The following is a 19,162-nucleotide window of genomic DNA, read 5'->3' on the forward strand; positions in this document are numbered from 1 at the left end:
CTTCATGGAAGTAGAATTCCTTACAAAAAAGGTTAGATAAAATCAATTTGTTAATTAGTTAGTAAATAATATGGGGTGATTTTATGAAAAAACCAATAATTATAGTTTTAGTATTATTTTTAATTATTGGCATGGGGGGCATGCTTTACTATAAAACTTCCACATCTCATCCGTTTAAATCACAAGATGATATAGTTGTAGAAGTTAAAGAAGGATATACGTTTTACAATGTATTAGAGGAACTTAATAGCAAAGGTGTTATTAAAAATCCAACATTAATTAAGCTTTATGTAAAACTAAATAATATAAGTCCTAAAATTATACCTGGAGAATTTAATGTTTCTCCCAATCTAACTATTGAAGAGTTTGTGCAAATACTCGGAGATCCTAATTTAAGTGAGAAAAGTATTAATGTAACTATTCCTGAAGGGTATACTATTGAACAGATAGGAACTACTTTAGAGGAAAAGGGAATATTAAAAAAAGAAGAGTTTGTAAAAGCTTGTGAGGAATATTCATTGCCAGAGTATATTGATAATGAAGATCAAAAGAGATACAATTTAGAAGGATTTTTATTCCCAGATACTTATAAATTTAAAGAAGGTATCGCTGGTAAAGAAATTATAGATATTATGCACAATAGGTTTTTACAAGTTATCAGTGCCATAGAGAAAGAAAAAAACATAAAAATTGAGAAAGATAAACTAGAAGAAATAGCTATTAAGGCTTCTATAATAGAGAGAGAAGTTACCTTAAAAGAAGAAAAATTTTTAGTTTCATCAGTAATTGATAATAGAATTAAAATAGGAATGAAGCTTCAAATTGATGCAACAGTTCTATATGCTCAAGGAAAGCATAAGGAAGTATTACTTTATGAGGACTTAGAGATTGAGTCACCATACAATACATACTATGTTGAAGGGATGCCTATTGGAGCAATATGTAATCCTGGTAAAGATTCTATAGAAGCTGCAATTTTTCCTGAAAGCTCAGAATTTCTTTTTTATATAACAAAAGATAATACAAATCATGAGTTTTTTAAAACTTATGATGAATTTTTAAATTACAAAAATCAGTAATCACAATATAAAAAATAAGATAAATAATTTACTTTGTTTTTGTTGATTTTCAATAAAAACCACAAATTAATTTGTCTTAAATAATTTTTGAATTCATAATGGAGGATAATAAATGAGTGGAATTACACATGATTATATGGAAGAGTATTTAAGAAGCTTAATTCCAGATAGCATAGGAGTCTTAAAAGAACTTGAAGATTTTGCAACTGAAAATGCAGTGCCAATTGTACAAAAGGAAACTGCAAAATTTCTTCAGTTTATGGTTACCTTAAAGAAACCTAAAAAGATTTTGGAGTTAGGTACTGCCATAGGATATTCCTCCATTTTAATGAATTTAGCTTCTGGTGGAGTAAATAAAATTACTACCATTGAAAGAGATGAAAATATGATAAGTTTTGCAAAAGAAAACTTAAGAAAATATAATTTTGAAGACAACATAAGTATTCTTCAAGGCGATTGTTTAGAGATTTTAGAAAGCTTAGAAGAAAGTTATGATATGATATTTATGGATGCAGGTAAGGGACATTACAATCATTTTCTACCACATTGTCTAAGACTTTTAAGCCCAGAGGGGGTTATAGTTGCGGATAACGTATTATTTAGAGGAATGGTAGCATCAAAAGAACTAGTAAAGAGAAGAAAAATTACTATAGTAAAAAGAATGAAAAATTATTTAGATATAGTATCCAAGGATGAAAACTTAGTAACTACCATATTACCTATGGGGGATGGTATTGCGTTAACAGTGAGGAGGAACCAGAATGATAAAACCAGAATTATTAGCACCAGCAGGTAGTTTAGAAAAGCTCAAAACAGCTATAAACTTTGGTGCTGATGCTGTTTATTTAGGTGGAAATAAATTAAATCTAAGAGCCTTTGCTAATAACTTTACTAATGAAGAACTTAAAGAAGGCATAGAGTTTGCTCATTCAAGAGGAAAAAAGGTATATGTTACCCTAAATGTATTTCCTCATAATGAAGATTTAGAGGGATTAGAAGAGTATCTTATAGAACTCTATGAAATTGGAGCAGATGCTGTTATAGTTTCTGATCCTGGAATAATTATGACGGCTAGAGAAGTAGCTCCAAATCTGGAATTACATTTAAGTACTCAAGCAAACAGTGTAAACTGGAGAACTTGCGTATTTTGGCATAAAATGGGAGTAAAAAGAATAGTTTTAGCCAGAGAATTATCCTTAGAAGAAATAAAAGAAATTAGAGCGAAGGTACCAGATACATTAGAGCTAGAAGTATTTGTTCATGGTTCCATGTGCATGTCTTATTCTGGTCGTTGTTTGCTTTCAAATTATATGACTGGAAGAGATGCTAATAGAGGAGAATGTGCTCAACCTTGCAGATATAAATATCATTTAGTTGAGGAAAAGCGTGAGGGCGAATACTATCCAATAATGGAAGATGATAATGGTACTTATATAATGAATTCAAAGGATCTATGCATGATAGAGCATATCCCAGAACTTATGGATACGGGTGTGGTTTCTTTTAAAATTGAAGGCAGAATGAAAAGTGCTTATTATGTAGCTACTGTAGCTAAAGCATATAGAGAATCAATTGATGAGTATATGAAAAATCCGTCAGAATATAAGTTTAAACAAAAGTGGCTAGAAGACTTAGATAAGCCAAGCCATAGAAAGTATTACACTGGATTTTATTTTGATGAGGCAAATAAGCAAGTTCAGGAATCATCAGCCTATATAAGAAAATATGATATAGTGGGTGTAGTTAAGAATTTTGACACCTCAACTAATACTGCTACTATAGAACAAAGAAATAAAGTTTTTGATGGTGATATAGTTGAAGTTCTAAGACCTGTAGGTGATAATATTGAAGTAGCTTTAAAGAACATGAAGGATAGTAAAGGCCAAGAAATTCCTTCTGCACCAAGTGCTCAAATGTTATTTACCGTAACAGTTGATGAGGAATTACGAGAAAATGATATTTTGATTAAGGCCAAGGAGGATAAATAATGAAACGTCCAGTTTTAATAGGCATTACCGGTGGGACTGGTTCTGGAAAAAGCACTATTGCTAGGGAAATATATAGAAACTTTAGTGAAAACTGTATTGCTATGATTGAACAAGACTCATATTACAAGGATCAAAGTTATTTATCTCCCGAAGAGAGAACAAAAACCAATTATGATCATCCAGATGCTTTTGATACTTCATTACTTGTAGAACAGCTAAATCATTTAATTCAAGGTAAATCAATATATAAGCCTATTTATGATTTCGAAATTCATAACAGAAAGAGTGAAACTGTTTTAGTAGAACCAAGAGAAATTATTATCGTAGAGGGAATTTTAGTTCTTCAAGAAAAAGAGCTCAGAGACATGTTAGATATTAAAATCTATGTGGATACTGATGCTGATGTAAGATTTATAAGAAGATTAGTAAGAGATATGAATGAAAGAGGAAGAACTAGTGATTCAGTTATAACTCAATACCTTACGGTGGTTAAACCGATGCATGAACAATTTACTGAAAACACAAAAAGATATGCAGATATAATAATACCAGAGGGTGGACATAATAAAGTTGCTATTGATATCATAACAGCAAACATTAAGCAAATACTTCAAGGTGAATAAAATAATGGAATATAATGCCTCACTTTAGTCAAAGATTACACTAGAGTGAGGTGTTTTTTTATGGGTTTTAATCTGAGAGGCAATAAACGCGGAATAATTAATAGAACATATTGTGTAGCTATGATTTTAACAGTTATTTTTCTTATATTAATAACAAGACTTGGGTATGTTCAGTTATATAATAAAAGCAGTCTTGAAACAATGGCTAACAGACAATATTATTACGAAGAAAGTATAAAAAATATGCCCTTCAAACTTTTGGATAGAAAGGGTGAAGATTTATACAATTATGAGAAAAAATATTATGCAGTAATAGATGTAAATAGTTTCATATCAATGAATAACGAAGAAAATCTAAAAGATATGCAATTATTAACCTATATTCTTCGCAGTTATAATAAAGACTATGACTTAACCCTAATAAGATATTCACAGAATGAAAAAAAGTATTATCCTATAGATCAAACAACTTATGAGAAATTAAAAGAAGTTAAAAATATTAAGGGCTTTTTTATATATGAAAGTGACGAAGCAGATAAGACAATTAATTCAAATATAAGAAATATACTATCCCGTGGTGTAAAAAATTCAGATAGCTCAAAGCTTAAGGATGAAGGAACTTTAGAAAGAGAAATATATGAATATGTAAAAGATAACAAATATGAAAAAATAAGATTTGAGAAGGATGTTAGTGGAAATATAATTGACGAAGAGGTTATAAAGAATAAAGAAAATGTTAATGTTAAGTTAACTATAGATAAGGAAATCCAAGAACTTTCGGAAAAAGTTCTCAGAAAGGAAGAATATAAAGATTGTGAACAAATTGGAATAGTGATGATGGAAGCCGAAAGTGGCAGAATTCTATCAATGGCTCTTAAGGATGATTACGGAAATAACGTTAATATCGGAGTTCCTAGTGAAACCGGATTTTATGTAGGATCTATTTTTAAAACACTAGTGTATGAAGCTGCTTTAGATGAAAATATTGTAGATACTAAAGAAACCTTTAAAATTATCAATGGATTATTTCCTAAAAGTAAAGAAAAAATGCAAAGTTATAATATTGACGAAGCATTTATAAGCTCTTCTAATAATACTTTTGCGCAAATTGGATGGAGAGTTGGACTAGAAAATATATTTAAATATTCAAAAGCACAAGGAATTTTTTCTAAAGTTTTAAACCTCCAAGATGAAAAAGCTGGAAAGATTGAAGGAATAGATACAAAAAACAGCAGCGAAATAATAACTAATACTTCTATAGGGCAAACAGTAAGAGCAACACCTCTTGAAGCGTTAACTATCCCAAACACAGTAGTTAATAATGGTACTTATGTAAAACCTAGAATTATGGATAGCATTGTAAAGGAAGATGGAACTTTAATTAAGGAATATGAGAATGAAAGTGAAAAAGTACTTTATAAAAGTACAGCAGCAACTTTGAAAAATGCTATGATAGAGGTAGTTAATAATGAATTAGGTACAGGGAAAAAAGCAAAAATAGAAGGTGTAGAAGTAGGCGGTAAAACAGGAACTACTGAGTACTGGATTAAAGATAAGGACAATAAAGATATTGAGTGCTCTGATGGTTGGTTTGCTGGTTTCTTTAAGTATAACAATAAATATTATTCTATGGTGGTATTTATCCCAGAGATCTTAGAAAAAGATGCTGGTGGAGGTACTGCAGCCTATGTTTTTAAAGATATAGTAGAAGGGATCATAGAGAATAAGTATTTAAAGTAACTAAATAATTGGCACCTTTATTTTTGTAGTGTAATATATTTATTTAATCTAAAATATATTATATTGGAAAGTTAATAATTACTGGAATTATTAACTCAAAAAAAGATAAGGGTGTCTTATTTATATTTGTTAATATAATGATTATAAAGTAAATTCATGACACATTATGAAGAGAATTTTTATGGAAAATAATTTATAGTACATGCACTTTTTTAATTTCCAATCATATTATATTAATAAGCACTTTTAGGGGGAACATCTATGTTTTTCTTTAGTTGGTTGTTAAATGTGATTGGACAATTTACACTACTAACGGGATATGTTTCGGGCAATAGTTCATTTCCACAACCATTAACAGAGGAAGAAGAAAGAGTATACTTAAGCAAATTTAAGGAAGGAGATCTTAAATCTAAGAATGTCTTAGTGGAGAGAAACTTAAGATTAGTAGCACATATAGTGAAAAAATACTCTTTTCCAGGTAAAGAAGTTGATGATTTGATTTCTATTGGCACTGTAGGCTTAATCAAAGCTATCGATTCTTTTGATAGTTCCAAGGGAACTAGGCTTGCGACGTATGCAGCAAGATGTATTGAAAATGAAATATTAATGTTGATACGAAACAACAAAAAAACTAAGGGAGAAGTTTATTTACAAGACCCAATTGGCATAGACAAAGAGGGTAATGAGATATCCCTTATGGATATTTTAAGTAGCGACAGAGATTCTGTTGTAGAAATAGTTGAGAATAAGATTCAGGTTAGGAAACTTTATAGTAAAATAAATACAGTGCTTCAAGACAGGGAAAAGGTTATAATTGAAATGAGATATGGTTTAATTGATGGTAATGCAAAAACTCAAAGGGAGATTGCAAAGATATTAGGCATATCTAGGTCTTACGTGTCAAGAATCGAGAAACGAGCATTGAAAAAACTTTTCAAGGAGCTAAGTAATAATTCTAGCTACCCACCTTGCTAAAACTCTATAAGGTCGCTACAATTAATATATTACTACAAATAATTTAACATTTAAAATGAAGGAGGTGATATAATGAGATATAGTGGATTACTTGGAAAATCCATCAAATACTCTATATCACCTCTTATTCATAATGAATATTATGAAAAGCATAACCTGAATCTAGAATATAGGATATTTGACATAGAGAAAAATCAAATTGAAGGTTTTATTTGTAGTCTTGAAAAGAATAACATAGTAGGTCTAAATGTTACGATACCCTATAAAGAATATATAATCACCTATTTAGATGACTTAGATTTTACTGCGAAATCTATTGGAGCTGTAAATACAATAGCAATAAAAGATAACAAGCTTATCGGATATAACACTGATTATTATGGATTTCTAAAGACTTTAGAAGATATTAATTTTGATATTAAGGGAAGTAGAGCCTTAATTCTTGGGGGGGGAGGAGCTGCTAAAGCTGTGCTTTACGCCCTTCATAACAGTGGAGCCGCAACCTTAGATTTAGTGGTTAGGAATAAAGAGACTATGTGGGAACATAGAGATCTAATTAGTAATACATGGAGCTTTCAGAAAGATTTCCAATTGGAGGAATATGATATAGTAATAAATTGTACGCCAATTGGAGGAGCTAATTATATAGAAGATAATCCAATTAGAATAATTAGTGCTAAGAAAAATACTTTATTTTATGACTTAAATTATGTGCCAGAAAGGTCCATATTTCTACAGAGGGGAGAAGAACTTGGATGTAGAATTATTAATGGTAAGGACATGCTTTTTAATCAAGCATATAAAGCTATTAAAATTTGGCACGAAAACATTGAAGAGGAATTATAAAGGAGGTTCAATTTTGCTATTACAAGAATTATTAGAAATAACAATGAAAGAAAATGCATCAGACTTACACTTAACTGTAGGCGCACCTCCAACATTGAGGGTTAACGGCCATTTAGCTCCAATAAGTATGGATAAACTTTTACCTGGAGACACTGAAAAATATGCAAAAGAGATTTTAGGGGAGAATTATGAGGAATATCTGTCCATTGGAGAAATGGATACCTCCTATTCAATTTCAGGTTTAGGAAGGTTTAGAGTTAATGTATATAAGCAAAGAGGTGGAGATGCTATAGCTCTTAGAGTAGTAGCTCTTAAAGTGCCGACTCTAAAGGAATTAGATTTTCCAGCTTCACTGAAGGAAATTACTAACAAACAAAGGGGACTAGTACTCGTAACAGGACCTACAGGTAGTGGAAAGAGTACTACCTTAGCGGCTATGATTAATGAAATAAACACTAACAGAAGTGCACATGTTATTACTTTAGAGGATCCAATTGAGTATTTACATAAGCATAATAAATCCATCGTTAATCAAAGGGAAATAGGCAAGGATAGTAAAAGTTATCAAAATGCCTTAAGAGCCATATTAAGAGAAGACCCTGATGTTATACTAGTTGGAGAGATGAGAGATTTAGAAACTATTTCTATTGCCATTACTGCAGCAGAAACTGGTCATTTAGTTTTATCTACACTTCATACTATTGGAGCAGCTAAAACTATAGATAGAATAGTAGATGTATTTCCACCATATCAACAGCAACAAATAAAAATACAGCTGGCAGCAGTTCTTCAAGGAATTGTTTCTCAGCAGTTACTACCTAAGGTTAATGATGATGGAAGAGTAGCAGCACTAGAAATTATGACCATAACTCCTGCTATTCAGAATCTCATAAGAGAGGGAAAAACACATCAAATAGAATCAGCAGTACAAACAGGTGGAAAATATGGCATGAAGACAATGGATATGGCTATAACAGACCTCTATAAAAAAGGAGAAATTTCTAAAGACACTGCATTCACTTATTCTGTTGATAAAGAAATTTTAAGCAGAATGATTCAGTTTTAATTAAATAAAAATCACTATATATTGGTAAAAGCGACTTTGTCGCTTTTTTGAAGCTGAATAGGTTGTTTATATGTCATGAATATCTGTGAAATGATAAAAATTATTTCCCAGTAAAGTTTTTATTATTGCATTTTTTTTAACAAGGTTTTATACTTAAATAAAAAGAATATATTTTTAAATTTCCTCTATATAATAATAAAATTTTCACAAACATGAAATTTTTATTATTTGTTTATATAAAATAAGTATCAAAATTATTTGTTTCAACAACTTTGAGGGTAAATATAATATGGTAAAGGTTATTTTACATAGAATTACTTTAATATTACATATGGTAAGAGTTTTAACTTTTCAAATGTCGCTAAATGAAATGAATTCAAGGTTTTTATTTAATTTTACATAAACAAAAAAGGAACTGGTAAAAGTTTCATCGAGATTTTATAAATATTTCTTTAAAAAATCAGAAAATTTGGAGGAAATTTGAATTTTTTGTTGAATATATTCTTTTGAGACATCTCTCAAAGGAGGAACAGTTTAAATGAGCAATTATGTTGTTGGGATTGATATTAGCTCATCTAAGGTATGTGGTGTTGTTGGAAAAGTAGATAATGATAATAAAGTTCAAATTTTAGGAATTACTACTTCTAAGTGTAATGGTGTTAAAGGTGGTATAGTAATAGATGTGAATTCAACTTCTTATGCTATAACAGAAGTCTTAAAAAGCTTAGAGAATATAGTGGACATGCCTATTAAAGATGCTTTTATATCTATACCAATTTCACTATGTGAATTGACAAAAAATAGAAGAGCTGTTTCTGTATCTTCACCAAATGGAGAAATTCAAATTTCAGATGTAAGAAATGTATACGAAGCTGTAAAATTAATGGAAATAGAAGACGACAAAGAAGTTGTCTCTGTACAACCTGAGATGTTTATCGTGGATGGGATGAGCAACATAACTAATCCAATAGGTATTAAGGGAGAAGAGTTGTTAGTAGAAGCCCAGGTGGTAATTGCCTCATCGGCTATGATTGAAGGTTATAAAAAAGCTGTAAAAAAAGCAGGGATTGAAGTAAACGGCATAGTAGTTAATTCACTAGGTATATATAAGGATATTCTTGAAGAAGACGAAATAGATAGTGGCGTAGCCCTTATTGATGTAGGAACTGAGGTTGTTGAAGTTTCTGTTTATAAAAACAACAGAATTTTAAATGTGTTTTCTATAGCTTTAGGCGGAGAAACTATAACCAATGATATTTCAATTTGCCTAAGGGTGCCTAGAGAGGACGCAGAGAACCTAAAAATAAAATGTAGTAATTTAATAAAAGACAAATCTATGGAAAGCTATAGAATCAAAATTAATTCTACAGTCGGTAACGGCTTAATAGATATTAACTATGATACTTTAGTTGAAATTATAGGTGAGAGAGTAAAAGAATTATTAAATATTATAAAAAGAAAACTAGTAGAAGATGGTAACTATAAGGATATAAATTCTTTCGTTATTGTAGGTGGGGGAGTAGCCTTATTTAGGGATATTAATGTAGTTGCAACAGAAATTTTTGAGAAACCAACTAGAGTTGGATCCCCGTCTTATGTGGGTGCAGCTAATCCTATTTACTCTACTGCAACTGGGATAATTAAAGAAGTTATACTTATGAATGAAATTAGCAATGAGATAATGAGTACCGAAATTAATAATTCAATGATAAATAAAACACAAAGAAACAAGGATAAAATGACATTTTCAACTAAAATAAAACAGTTTTTAGCAGAATTGTTCTAATGAGGAGGTAGTACTGTGATAGATTTTGATTTTCAAGATAAAGACTTATGTAAAATTAAAGTTATTGGTTGTGGTGGCGGTGGAAACAACGCTGTAAATAGAATGATTGAAGAAGGATTAAAAAATGTTGAGTTTATTGGTATAAATACTGATAAACAGGCTTTAGCTATTTCTAAAGCTGCATTAAAAATCCAATTAGGTGACAAACTTACTAGAGGTTTAGGTGCAGGAGCAAATCCTGAGATTGGAAGAAAAGCGGCTGAAGAGAGCAAGGAAGAAATAGTGCAAGCTCTTAAGGGCTCAGATATGGTGTTTATTACCGCTGGTATGGGTGGTGGAACAGGTACTGGAGCTGCTCCAGTAGTTGCAGAGATAGCTAAATCTATGGGAATATTAACTGTTGGAGTTGTAACAAAGCCTTTTCCATTCGAAGGCAGAAAAAGAATGATTCATGCAGAAACTGGTATTAAAGCCCTTAAAGAATCCGTAGATACTTTAGTAACTATACCAAATGAAAGGTTATTATCAATAGTGGATAAGAAGACTACATTAGTAGACTCCTTTAAAAAAGCAGATGATGTTTTAAAACAAGGTGTTCAAGGTATTTCTGATCTTATTACTATTCCAGGATTAATTAATCTTGACTTTGCGGATATTAGCACAATTATGTTAGACAAAGGACTTGCGCATATGGGTGTAGGTACTGGAAAAGGTGATAACAGAGCTCAAGAGGCTGCAAAGCAAGCTATTGCAAGTCCATTACTTGAAACTTCAATTATTGGAGCTACTGGAGTGTTATTAAACGTCACTGGTGGATCCGATCTTTCATTATTAGAAATCAGTGATGCTGCTCAAATAGTACAAGAAGCTGCAGATCCAGATGCAAACATAATTTTTGGAGCAGTTATTGATGAAAGTTTAAAGGATGAAATTAGAATTACTGTAATTGCTACAGGCTTTGAGTGTGATAAGGCTGCTAAAGAACCTACGAAAGTAGAATTACCAAGAAGAGAAGTAATCCATAATGAGGTAGCTGCAACAAAAGAGCCGGAGCAGGTTAAGCAAGAAGAGGACTTTTCGGTTCCAACTTGGCTTAGAAAAAATATGAGATAGTATAATAGAATTAAAGCACTAATATGATTCATAAAGTTTTTCAAAGTTAAATAGTTTTTAATGTGAGTATTAAAATAAAAACAGTTATAAGTTTTCAAACTTATAACTGTTTTTTTGTAGAATTTAATTTGTTCCATTAAAACCCATAAAATTTGCATTGATTTAACAGTGCTGTCAGTGACTTTTATACAGGTTTATTTTGTAGAATGAAATTGTCTCCTGCTAAGAAAAAAGATTATGGGACATAAAAATATTTAAGAAATAAATCGTAAAATGACGTAAAATTTAATGAATAAAATTGAATTTTACAATATGATTTTACAAATTTTACTAAATTTAACAGTTATAATATAGTAAAGGAGGAGTAAGTATGGTTATATATTTAGATGCATTATTATTCCAGAACTTTATTGTAAACATATTTTTATTAACCATAACTCTACAAACCATAAAAAAGAGAGTAAGTATTATTAGGTTATCCATAGGTGCCCTTGTTGGTAGTCTCTATGTAATTCCAATGTTATCACCTAAATATGCTTATTTAGCTACTACTCCTTTTAAGTTAATTGTGGCACTAGTTATGGTGTTTATAGCTGTAAATCAAAAAAATATAATGTTTTTGTTAAAAAGCACTTTGATTTTAATTTTTTACACTATGTTGTTAGGAGGATTAGCTTTTTATAGTGCATTAAGTGAAAGTCCAAATTTAACACCAAATACTACAATATATAGTTTCTCATCTAAAAATACATATATAAGTATTATGATAATCTATATAGTTATTCAAAGAATGGTTAATTACACAAGGGATCGAAAAAAGCTTCATAGTTTTATTTATGATATTGAAATTTACACTAAGGAAGTAAAAACTTCACTTAAAGCCTTTTTAGATACTGGTAATGAATTAAGGGAACCAGCAACAAATTTACCAGTAATAATTGTTGAAATGGAATATTTCCATAAGATTAACTTAGAGGGATATTCTATATATCATATACCATATTCAGTAGTTAGTGGGCAGCAGGGGAAATTAATAGGTATAAAGCCAGATAATGTAAAGATTACTATAAATGATATAACCAGAGAAGAAAGTGCTATAATCGCATTTTGTGATAAGAAATTGAGTAAGTATAACGATTATAATGGGCTCTTACCAAGAGGAATATTAGAATAGTGGGGGGATTGTGATGATTATGAGAAAAATAAGAGAAATCATAGAAAAAGCTATTAATTTATTAAAAGCCATTCCTAGTCATATAAGTAAGGTTTTAAGTAAATTTAAAATTTTTGCTGGAAACATTTATTATATTGGTGGAAATGATGCCTTGCCCCCACCTCTTTCAAAAGAAGAAGAGGACAAGCTGGTTCAGGATTTAGTACTAGGGGATGAAAGTATTAGGGCTACACTTATTGAGAGAAATCTAAGATTAGTTGTATATATAGCTCGTAAGTTTGAAAATACAGGAGTCAATGTAGAGGATCTAATTTCTGTCGGAACTATTGGACTTATAAAGGCAGTAAATACCTTTGATCCTGAAAAGAAAATAAAGCTTGCAACCTATGCTTCCAGATGTATTGAAAATGAAATTTTAATGTATCTAAGAAGAAATAGTAAAACAAAGACGGAGATATCTTTTTATGAACCATTGAACATTGATTGGGATGGAAATGAGTTGCTATTATCTGATATCTTAGGTACAGATAGTGATGTGGTTTACAATTTAATTGAGGATGAAGTAGACAAGCAACTTCTAGTAATTGCTATGAGCAGATTAAATGATAGAGAAAAAGAAATTGTACAGTTAAGATTTGGGTTAAATGGCTTTCAAGAAAAAACTCAAAAGGAAGTAGCTGACATGCTTGGTATATCTCAATCCTATATATCTAGATTAGAAAAAAGAATAATTAAAAGGTTGAAGAAAGAAATTAATAAAATGTTGTAAGGTTGTCTTTAGTATAAAAGTTTTTACATCAGGAGATAATTAAAATGCAATTACTCTGAAGGGAATGAAGACCTTATGATGATAAACAAAGTAGAAATCTGTGGTGTAAACACATCTAAGCTACCAGTTTTAAAAGAAAAAGAAATGAGAGAGCTGCTACTTAAAATGAAAGAAGGGGATTATACCTGTAGGGAACAATTCATAAGGGGCAACCTTAGGTTAGTATTGAGCGTAATTCAAAGATTCAATAATAGGGGAGAGAATGTAGATGACTTATTTCAAGTTGGATGCATTGGACTTATTAAGGCTATTGATAACTTTGATTTAGGGCAAAATGTTAAGTTTTCAACTTATGCTGTACCAATGATTATAGGTGAAATCCGAAGATATTTAAGAGATAATAACTCCATCAGAGTTAGTAGATCTTTAAGAGATATTGCTTATAAAGCGCTACAAGTAAGAGACAGATTAGTAAACAAGGATAATAAAGAACCTACAGTATCCCAAATTGCTAATGAACTTCAGATATCTCGTGAAGAAGTAGTTTTTGCTTTAGATGCAATTCAAGATCCAGTATCTTTATTTGAACCTATATACCATGATGGTGGAGATGCAATTTATGTAATGGATCAAATAAGTGATAATAAAAATTTAGATGATAGTTGGCTTGAAAATATATCAATTAAAGAAGCAATGAAAAAATTAAGTGACAGAGAAAAACTTATTTTAAACTTACGGTTCTTTGATGGAAGGACTCAAATGGAAGTAGCAGATGAAATTGGAATATCTCAAGCACAAGTTTCTAGATTAGAAAAAACAGCTTTAAAGCACATGCGAAAATATGTTTAATGACAATTGAAAGGGGAAATCTTTCATTCTTTATGAAAGAAGCTACATAGGGTTTCTGAAGTTATTAAACTAAACTAATTTGCTAATTATTTAAAGAGCCTGCGGGCTCTTTTTTAGTTCTAAATTCTTTGATTTAGTCATATAAGTTGAATATATTATACATTATGATGAATTAAATATAAGGTGGAGGGGTAAAATGGAAAGCACAATGTTTGCAATTAATAGTTTAAGAGTTATGGAGATAATCGATATTAATACAGGAAGTAAATTAGGCTATATAAAAGACTTTAAGATAAATTGTGAATCTTATAAGGTAGAAGCAATAATATTACCAACAGAAAAAACAGGATGGTTTTCAAAAAATGAGGATATGGAAATACCGTGGGAAAAAATTAAAAAGATTGGTGTAGATGTTATCTTAATTGATGGTGAAGGTATTATAGAATCATAATAAGATTAAATTTGTGCTCTTTCTTTCAAGTAGTTGATTTTACTTTTAGTTATTTATATACTAAGTTTATAATTTATGTGTATAATTAAAGTAAAATAATTAAAAAGGGTGTGAACATCGTTGAAGTGTCCATATTGTAATGGAGAAGAAAGTAAAGTAGTTGATTCCAGATCTATAGAAGACAATATTGCTATTAGAAGAAGAAGAGAATGTCTTAGTTGTAATAGAAGATACACTACTTATGAAAAGATAGAGGATATATCCATTTTTATTATTAAAAGAGATTTAACTCGAGAGTTATTTAATAGAGACAAGGTAATAAGTGGTATTATGAGGGCTTGTGAAAAAAGGCCAGTAACTCGTGCTAAGATTGAAGAAATAGTAGAAAGTATTGAAAAAACTCTTAATAATAACATGATTACGGAAGTTAGTTCGGAAAAGGTTGGAGAAATGATTCTAGAAAAATTAAAGGCTGTGGATGAAGTGGCATATGTAAGATTTGCTTCAGTGTATAGAAAATTTGATGATATCAATAGCTTCATGGAAGAAATAAAAAGATTAATTAAAGAGAAGTAAAATGTTTATACATTTTACTTGTTTTTTTATATTTATAATTAAAATCTACTTGGATATTAGTTATTATTAAAGGATAATGTATTTAATTATAGGTGATATTGGTAAATTATTAAAGACTATGACTTGTAAATTTATGTTAAATAAAGGTTAAAACTATACTAGAGAGTGGATTATAAAAGGATTCTATTGTATGATTGAATTGAAAAGTGGAGGGTATGTATGAAAAAAAAGTCAATTGAAGATTATAAGTATATAAGTTATGAATGTGGAGATGACATTGAAGTTGTGTTTTTTACTGCTGAAAATGGATTAACTTTTAATAGAAGGACAGAAAAAGGACAAGAAAATTTAAATAAAATAAAGAAGTGGTTTAATGTAGAAAAGATTGTCTATTTAAATCAAATCCACAGTGCCATTGTTCATATTTTCGAAAATAATAAAGAAGTAATAAACAGCGAAGGTGATGGAATTATAACTAGTAACACAAATACTGCTATTGGAGTGTTTACTGCAGATTGTGTACCTGTAATTTTAGTGGATAAAGCAAAAAGAATTATTTCTGCAGTGCACAGTGGGTGGAGAGGTACTTATGATAATATTGTTGGCAAAACAGTTAATATGATGAAGGAAACTTATAATTGTAATCCAGAGGAAATGAAAATATATATAGGGCCTCATAATAGGGAATGTTGTTATGAAGTTAGCGAAGAGCTTATCCATAAATTTAACACTAATCCCCTATTCAAAGGAAAAATAAGTCAGGGAAGAATGTTAAGTTTGGAAAAGTGTATTAAAATAGAACTTTTAAATGAAAACGTAAAGGAAGAAAATATAAATTTCACAAGGCAGTGTACATTTTGTAGCAAGGATTTAACTTTCTTCTCCTATAGAAGAGAAGAGGAAAAAGAAGGAAGAATGTATTCCTTTGTATATATGAAATAACACATATTGAAAAAATAATTTTCAACTATATAAGTTTATAATGCGTATATAGATAAAGATCGTATGATAGAAGCATTAGAGTAAATTTACCGAGTGATTTTTGAAGTGTATTGGTATTTTTACTATTTATTTTAGAGTCAATGGAGGAATTATAATGAGCGAAAAAAAAATTTTAGTAGTAGATGATGAGGAGCATATTCAAGAGTTAATTAAATTTAATCTAGAAAAAAATAACTACGAGGTTATTACTGCTGATAATGGCAAAGATGCCTTTGAAATAGCAAAAGAACAACAACCTGATTTAGTTCTTTTAGATTTAATGATTCCTGGTATGGATGGATTAGAGGTTTGTAAAGCAATCAGAAGAGAAACTGCTATTTCTAATATGCCAATAATTATGATTACGGCAAGAGGCGAAGAACTTGATAAAATTTTAGGATTGGAATTAGGTGCTGATGATTATATTACTAAGCCTTTTTCAGTGAGGGAATTACTTGCAAGGGTAAAAGCCATTCTTAGAAGAACCACTGTAAAATATGAGGAGAATGACTATAAGTTTGGTGATATAGCTATAGATTTTCGTAAGCATGAAATTAAAAAGGATGGAGAAAAGATTGAGCTTACTCTTAAGGAATTTGAACTTCTTGAAATACTAATAAAAAATAAGGGAAGAGTGATGACAAGAGATTTTCTTCTAGATAAAATTTGGGGCTATGAATATGTTGGAGAAACAAGAACAGTTGATGTGCATGTTAGACACCTTAGACAAAAAATTGAAAGTGATGATAAAAATCCTATCTATATCCAAACTATAAGAGGTATTGGATATAAATTTAATAATGGAGATGATCATGAGGAATAGAATTAAGGCTAGTATGAAGAGAAAGTTAATGCTCTATATTTTAGGAGCATTAATTTTTATATTTTTATTTATAACCTTATTGTTTTATGGAATAAATAGCTATCAAAATGAGGTTAACGCAAAGACTAACTTAAGGATTTACAATGAATTCTTAAAAAATACCGTTAAAAATGATAAAGAACATACTTATGACCTGATTGAAACGATGAAAGAGGAAGAAATAAGAGTTACTTTAATCGATAAGTATGGAGAGGTAGCTTTTGATACAGCTTTTTCTAGCGAAGATTTAGATAATCATAATGACAGGGAAGAAGTAATTATAGCAAAAGAACAAGGAGAGGGATACAGCATTAGATATAGCAAAGATAGTAAAGCTAATGCAATTTACTATGCAAGTATTCTTGATGATGGAACTATAATTAGAACTTCTAAAACATTAATGGATGTACATAGATTAAGTGGTCCTTATATTGTGTATTATTTAATCGCTATTTTATCTATATTATTAATATCATTGTGGCTTTCCGTTAAACTTTCTTATATTATTGTTAAACCTATTATGGATTTAGACACTATGACCTCAATGATTGCAAAAGGTGAACTAAATAGAAGGGTTATTGTGAACTCTCAGGACGAACTGGGGCAACTTGGAATGAACTTTAATTATATGGCCGATAAGCTAGAGAATACTTTAAATGAAGTTAAAGAAAAGCAGAATAGACTAACAGCTATACTTCAAAGTATGGAGAATGGAGTAGTTGCTATTGATAATAATAATAAAATAATTATTATTAACAATTACGCAAAAAACATATTTAATATTGAAGAAGATGTTGTTGGGAAAAACATATCCAAAGTATCAACAGATTTTGATTTGGCAAGTATTTTTTCTGGGATAGATGCAGAATTCACAGAAATAAGAATCTCTAGACCACATTTAAAGGAGCTTAGAGTTAGGACGGCAGATATCATTAATAGAAGTCAACATATTGGGGCTGTAGCAGTGATTCAGGATATTACTGAAATTAAGAAATTAGAAAATGTGAGAACTGAATTCGTAGCAAATGTGACTCACGAGCTTAAAACTCCTCTGACTTCAATTAAGGGTTTTGCAGAAACCTTAAGATATGTAGATGACGTGGAAACTAGAGATAAGTTTTTAAATATTATCAATGATGAAGCAGAAAGACTTACTAGGTTAATTTCAGATATATTATTGTTATCAGATATTGAGCAACATAGAGAAAATAAAAAAGAAAAAGTGGATGTAAATAAGTCAATATGTGATGTTTATAATTTAATTAAAAATACAGCGGATAAAAAAAATATTACACTATCTATTGTTGGAGACGATGTACCACATTTAATTGGAGATAAGGATAGATTTAAGCAAATGTTAATAAATCTAGTGGATAATGGAGTAAAATACTGTGAACCAGGTGATAGTGTTATTCTTTCTAAGAAAGCTGAAAAAAAGCATTGTGTAATTACTATAGAAGATACTGGCAATGGAATTCCAGAGGAATACATACCAAGATTATTTGAAAGATTTTATAGAGTTGATAAGGCTAGGTCTAGAGCTAAAGGGGGAACAGGACTAGGATTAGCTATAGTCAAGCATATTGTATTAAGTTTTAAAGGAACAATTGCTGTTGAAAGCAAAGTTGGAATTGGAACGAAGTTCATTATTAAAATTCCATATGTTTAATGGGGATAAAAACAAAGCAGTGAAAGCTATATATTAACAATTTTAAAGCACTATGGCCAAAGATAATTTTAGTATTGGCTATAGTGTTGTTTTATTTAAGTAAAGTTATTATGATAGCGTTAAGTTGTATATGAGAGTATTTTTCAAAAATAAAAATACTTTCATATACAACGAAAGTTAGGAAGCCTGATAAACAATTAAATTTATTTGTAATTTGTTAAAAATAGTTAACAAGGATTTTTCATAACTTAACTAAGACATAATCAAGGCTTAAATTAATCATACTAAAATAGTATTGTAAGGAAAATATGAAAACAAATTAAGTTAATATAAATTGGAGGGATTTTTTAATGAAGAAAAAAAGTTTAAAACTTATGGTATCAGCATTAGCGATTACTATGATGGCAGGAGTTTTTGTAGGTTGTGGGAATAAAGATGGTGGAGAAACTAACAATACAGGTAATAATGCAGCACAAACAGAAAAATTATCAGGAACCATTCAAGCTGATGGATCCTCTACTGTAGGGCCAATAACAGAAGCAATGGCAGAAGAGTTTAATAAAGAGAACCCTGAGGTGCAAATACCAGTTGCAATTTCAGGAACAGGTGGTGGGT

Annotated in this window: 18 protein-coding genes and 1 pseudogene; all 19 read left to right on the forward strand. The window is 30.0% G+C overall.

Features of this window, described 5'->3' with window-relative positions; all coding sequences use genetic code 11:
* Positions 1–83 precede the first annotated feature (83 nt).
* Positions 84–1,079 carry an endolytic transglycosylase MltG gene (gene mltG, locus RR409_RS07960; protein WP_332557206.1) on the forward strand — a complete coding sequence of 332 codons (996 nt, stop codon included), beginning with the start codon at positions 84–86 and terminating at the stop codon, positions 1,077–1,079.
* A gap of 112 nt (positions 1,080–1,191) precedes the next feature.
* A complete protein-coding gene (locus RR409_RS07965; RefSeq protein ID WP_332557207.1) occupies positions 1,192–1,875 on the forward strand; it encodes an O-methyltransferase in 684 nt (227 codons plus the stop codon).
* Positions 1,841–3,067 carry a U32 family peptidase gene (locus RR409_RS07970; RefSeq protein WP_332557208.1) on the forward strand — a complete coding sequence of 409 codons (1,227 nt, stop codon included), beginning with the start codon at positions 1,841–1,843 and terminating at the stop codon, positions 3,065–3,067. Before RR409_RS07965 ends, RR409_RS07970 begins: the two co-directional genes overlap by 35 nt.
* Positions 3,067–3,690 (forward strand): uridine kinase, encoded by a 624-nt coding sequence (gene udk, locus RR409_RS07975; protein WP_332557209.1) that lies wholly within the window; start codon positions 3,067–3,069, stop codon positions 3,688–3,690. Before RR409_RS07970 ends, udk begins: the two co-directional genes overlap by 1 nt.
* 60 nt (positions 3,691–3,750) lie before the next feature.
* Positions 3,751–5,430: a penicillin-binding transpeptidase domain-containing protein gene (locus RR409_RS07980; RefSeq protein ID WP_332557210.1), complete on the forward strand. Its 1,680-nt coding sequence runs from the start codon at positions 3,751–3,753 to the stop codon at positions 5,428–5,430.
* Between the two features lie 261 nt (positions 5,431–5,691).
* The gene (gene sigK, locus RR409_RS07985) at positions 5,692–6,405 is read left to right on the forward strand and encodes an RNA polymerase sporulation sigma factor SigK (RefSeq protein WP_332557211.1); all 714 of its coding nucleotides are present in this window, start codon (positions 5,692–5,694) and stop codon (positions 6,403–6,405) included.
* Between the two features lie 72 nt (positions 6,406–6,477).
* Positions 6,478–7,251 carry a shikimate dehydrogenase gene (aroE, locus tag RR409_RS07990; protein WP_332557212.1) on the forward strand — a complete coding sequence of 258 codons (774 nt, stop codon included), beginning with the start codon at positions 6,478–6,480 and terminating at the stop codon, positions 7,249–7,251.
* Positions 7,252–7,261: 10 nt separating this feature from the next.
* Positions 7,262–8,317, forward strand: a complete 1,056-nt coding sequence (locus tag RR409_RS07995) for a type IV pilus twitching motility protein PilT (protein ID WP_332557223.1) — start codon at positions 7,262–7,264, stop codon at positions 8,315–8,317.
* Positions 8,318–8,855: 538 nt separating this feature from the next.
* Positions 8,856–10,103 carry a cell division protein FtsA gene (ftsA, locus tag RR409_RS08000; protein ID WP_332557213.1) on the forward strand — a complete coding sequence of 416 codons (1,248 nt, stop codon included), beginning with the start codon at positions 8,856–8,858 and terminating at the stop codon, positions 10,101–10,103.
* Between the two features lie 15 nt (positions 10,104–10,118).
* Positions 10,119–11,216: a cell division protein FtsZ gene (ftsZ, locus tag RR409_RS08005; protein ID WP_332557214.1), complete on the forward strand. Its 1,098-nt coding sequence runs from the start codon at positions 10,119–10,121 to the stop codon at positions 11,214–11,216.
* Positions 11,217–11,586: 370 nt separating this feature from the next.
* Positions 11,587–12,390: a sigma-E processing peptidase SpoIIGA gene (spoIIGA, locus tag RR409_RS08010; RefSeq protein WP_332557215.1), complete on the forward strand. Its 804-nt coding sequence runs from the start codon at positions 11,587–11,589 to the stop codon at positions 12,388–12,390.
* A 19-nt stretch (positions 12,391–12,409) separates the two neighbouring features.
* Positions 12,410–13,159, forward strand: a complete 750-nt coding sequence (sigE, locus tag RR409_RS08015; protein WP_332557224.1) for an RNA polymerase sporulation sigma factor SigE — start codon at positions 12,410–12,412, stop codon at positions 13,157–13,159.
* A 75-nt stretch (positions 13,160–13,234) separates the two neighbouring features.
* Entirely contained in the window at positions 13,235–14,008 is a 774-nt protein-coding gene (gene sigG, locus RR409_RS08020; RefSeq protein ID WP_017414580.1) for an RNA polymerase sporulation sigma factor SigG, read from the forward strand.
* Between the two features lie 196 nt (positions 14,009–14,204).
* Positions 14,205–14,459: a YlmC/YmxH family sporulation protein gene (locus tag RR409_RS08025; protein ID WP_332557216.1), complete on the forward strand. Its 255-nt coding sequence runs from the start codon at positions 14,205–14,207 to the stop codon at positions 14,457–14,459.
* Between the two features lie 120 nt (positions 14,460–14,579).
* On the forward strand, positions 14,580–15,035 hold the full coding sequence (nrdR, locus tag RR409_RS08030) for a transcriptional regulator NrdR (protein ID WP_332557217.1): 456 nt from the start codon (positions 14,580–14,582) through the stop codon (positions 15,033–15,035).
* A gap of 219 nt (positions 15,036–15,254) precedes the next feature.
* Complete coding sequence (pgeF, locus tag RR409_RS08035; RefSeq protein WP_332557218.1) at positions 15,255–15,977, forward strand: peptidoglycan editing factor PgeF; 723 nt, start codon at positions 15,255–15,257, stop codon at positions 15,975–15,977.
* Positions 15,978–16,131: 154 nt separating this feature from the next.
* Positions 16,132–16,839: a response regulator transcription factor gene (locus RR409_RS08040; RefSeq protein WP_332557219.1), complete on the forward strand. Its 708-nt coding sequence runs from the start codon at positions 16,132–16,134 to the stop codon at positions 16,837–16,839.
* Between the two features lie 13 nt (positions 16,840–16,852).
* Positions 16,853–18,547, forward strand: a complete 1,695-nt coding sequence (locus RR409_RS08045; RefSeq protein WP_332557225.1) for an ATP-binding protein — start codon at positions 16,853–16,855, stop codon at positions 18,545–18,547.
* Between the two features lie 350 nt (positions 18,548–18,897).
* Positions 18,898–19,162, forward strand: a pseudogene (locus RR409_RS08050) (phosphate ABC transporter substrate-binding protein); the annotation flags it as partial.

Source organism: Clostridium sp., from assembly GCF_036642255.1.
GTDB lineage: Bacteria > Bacillota > Clostridia > Clostridiales > Clostridiaceae > Clostridium_J.

Excerpts from the sequence above, each read along its gene's own strand:
- RR409_RS08025 (WP_332557216.1), top strand. The coding sequence starts at position 14,205 with ATGGAAAGCACAATGTTTGCAATTAATAGTTTAAGAGTTATGGAGATA.
- RR409_RS08045 (WP_332557225.1), top strand. The coding sequence starts at position 16,853 with ATGAAGAGAAAGTTAATGCTCTATATTTTAGGAGCATTAATTTTTATA.
- RR409_RS07970 (WP_332557208.1), top strand. The coding sequence starts at position 1,841 with ATGATAAAACCAGAATTATTAGCACCAGCAGGTAGTTTAGAAAAGCTC.
- aroE (WP_332557212.1), top strand. The coding sequence starts at position 6,478 with ATGAGATATAGTGGATTACTTGGAAAATCCATCAAATACTCTATATCA.
- sigE (WP_332557224.1), top strand. The coding sequence starts at position 12,410 with ATGAGAAAAATAAGAGAAATCATAGAAAAAGCTATTAATTTATTAAAA.
- RR409_RS07980 (WP_332557210.1), top strand. The coding sequence starts at position 3,751 with ATGGGTTTTAATCTGAGAGGCAATAAACGCGGAATAATTAATAGAACA.
- pgeF (WP_332557218.1), top strand. The coding sequence starts at position 15,255 with ATGAAAAAAAAGTCAATTGAAGATTATAAGTATATAAGTTATGAATGT.
- spoIIGA (WP_332557215.1), top strand. The coding sequence starts at position 11,587 with ATGGTTATATATTTAGATGCATTATTATTCCAGAACTTTATTGTAAAC.
- RR409_RS08040 (WP_332557219.1), top strand. The coding sequence starts at position 16,132 with ATGAGCGAAAAAAAAATTTTAGTAGTAGATGATGAGGAGCATATTCAA.
- RR409_RS07965 (WP_332557207.1), top strand. The coding sequence starts at position 1,192 with ATGAGTGGAATTACACATGATTATATGGAAGAGTATTTAAGAAGCTTA.
- sigG (WP_017414580.1), top strand. The coding sequence starts at position 13,235 with ATGATGATAAACAAAGTAGAAATCTGTGGTGTAAACACATCTAAGCTA.
- udk (WP_332557209.1), top strand. The coding sequence starts at position 3,067 with ATGAAACGTCCAGTTTTAATAGGCATTACCGGTGGGACTGGTTCTGGA.
- sigK (WP_332557211.1), top strand. The coding sequence starts at position 5,692 with ATGTTTTTCTTTAGTTGGTTGTTAAATGTGATTGGACAATTTACACTA.
- mltG (WP_332557206.1), top strand. The coding sequence starts at position 84 with ATGAAAAAACCAATAATTATAGTTTTAGTATTATTTTTAATTATTGGC.
- ftsA (WP_332557213.1), top strand. The coding sequence starts at position 8,856 with ATGAGCAATTATGTTGTTGGGATTGATATTAGCTCATCTAAGGTATGT.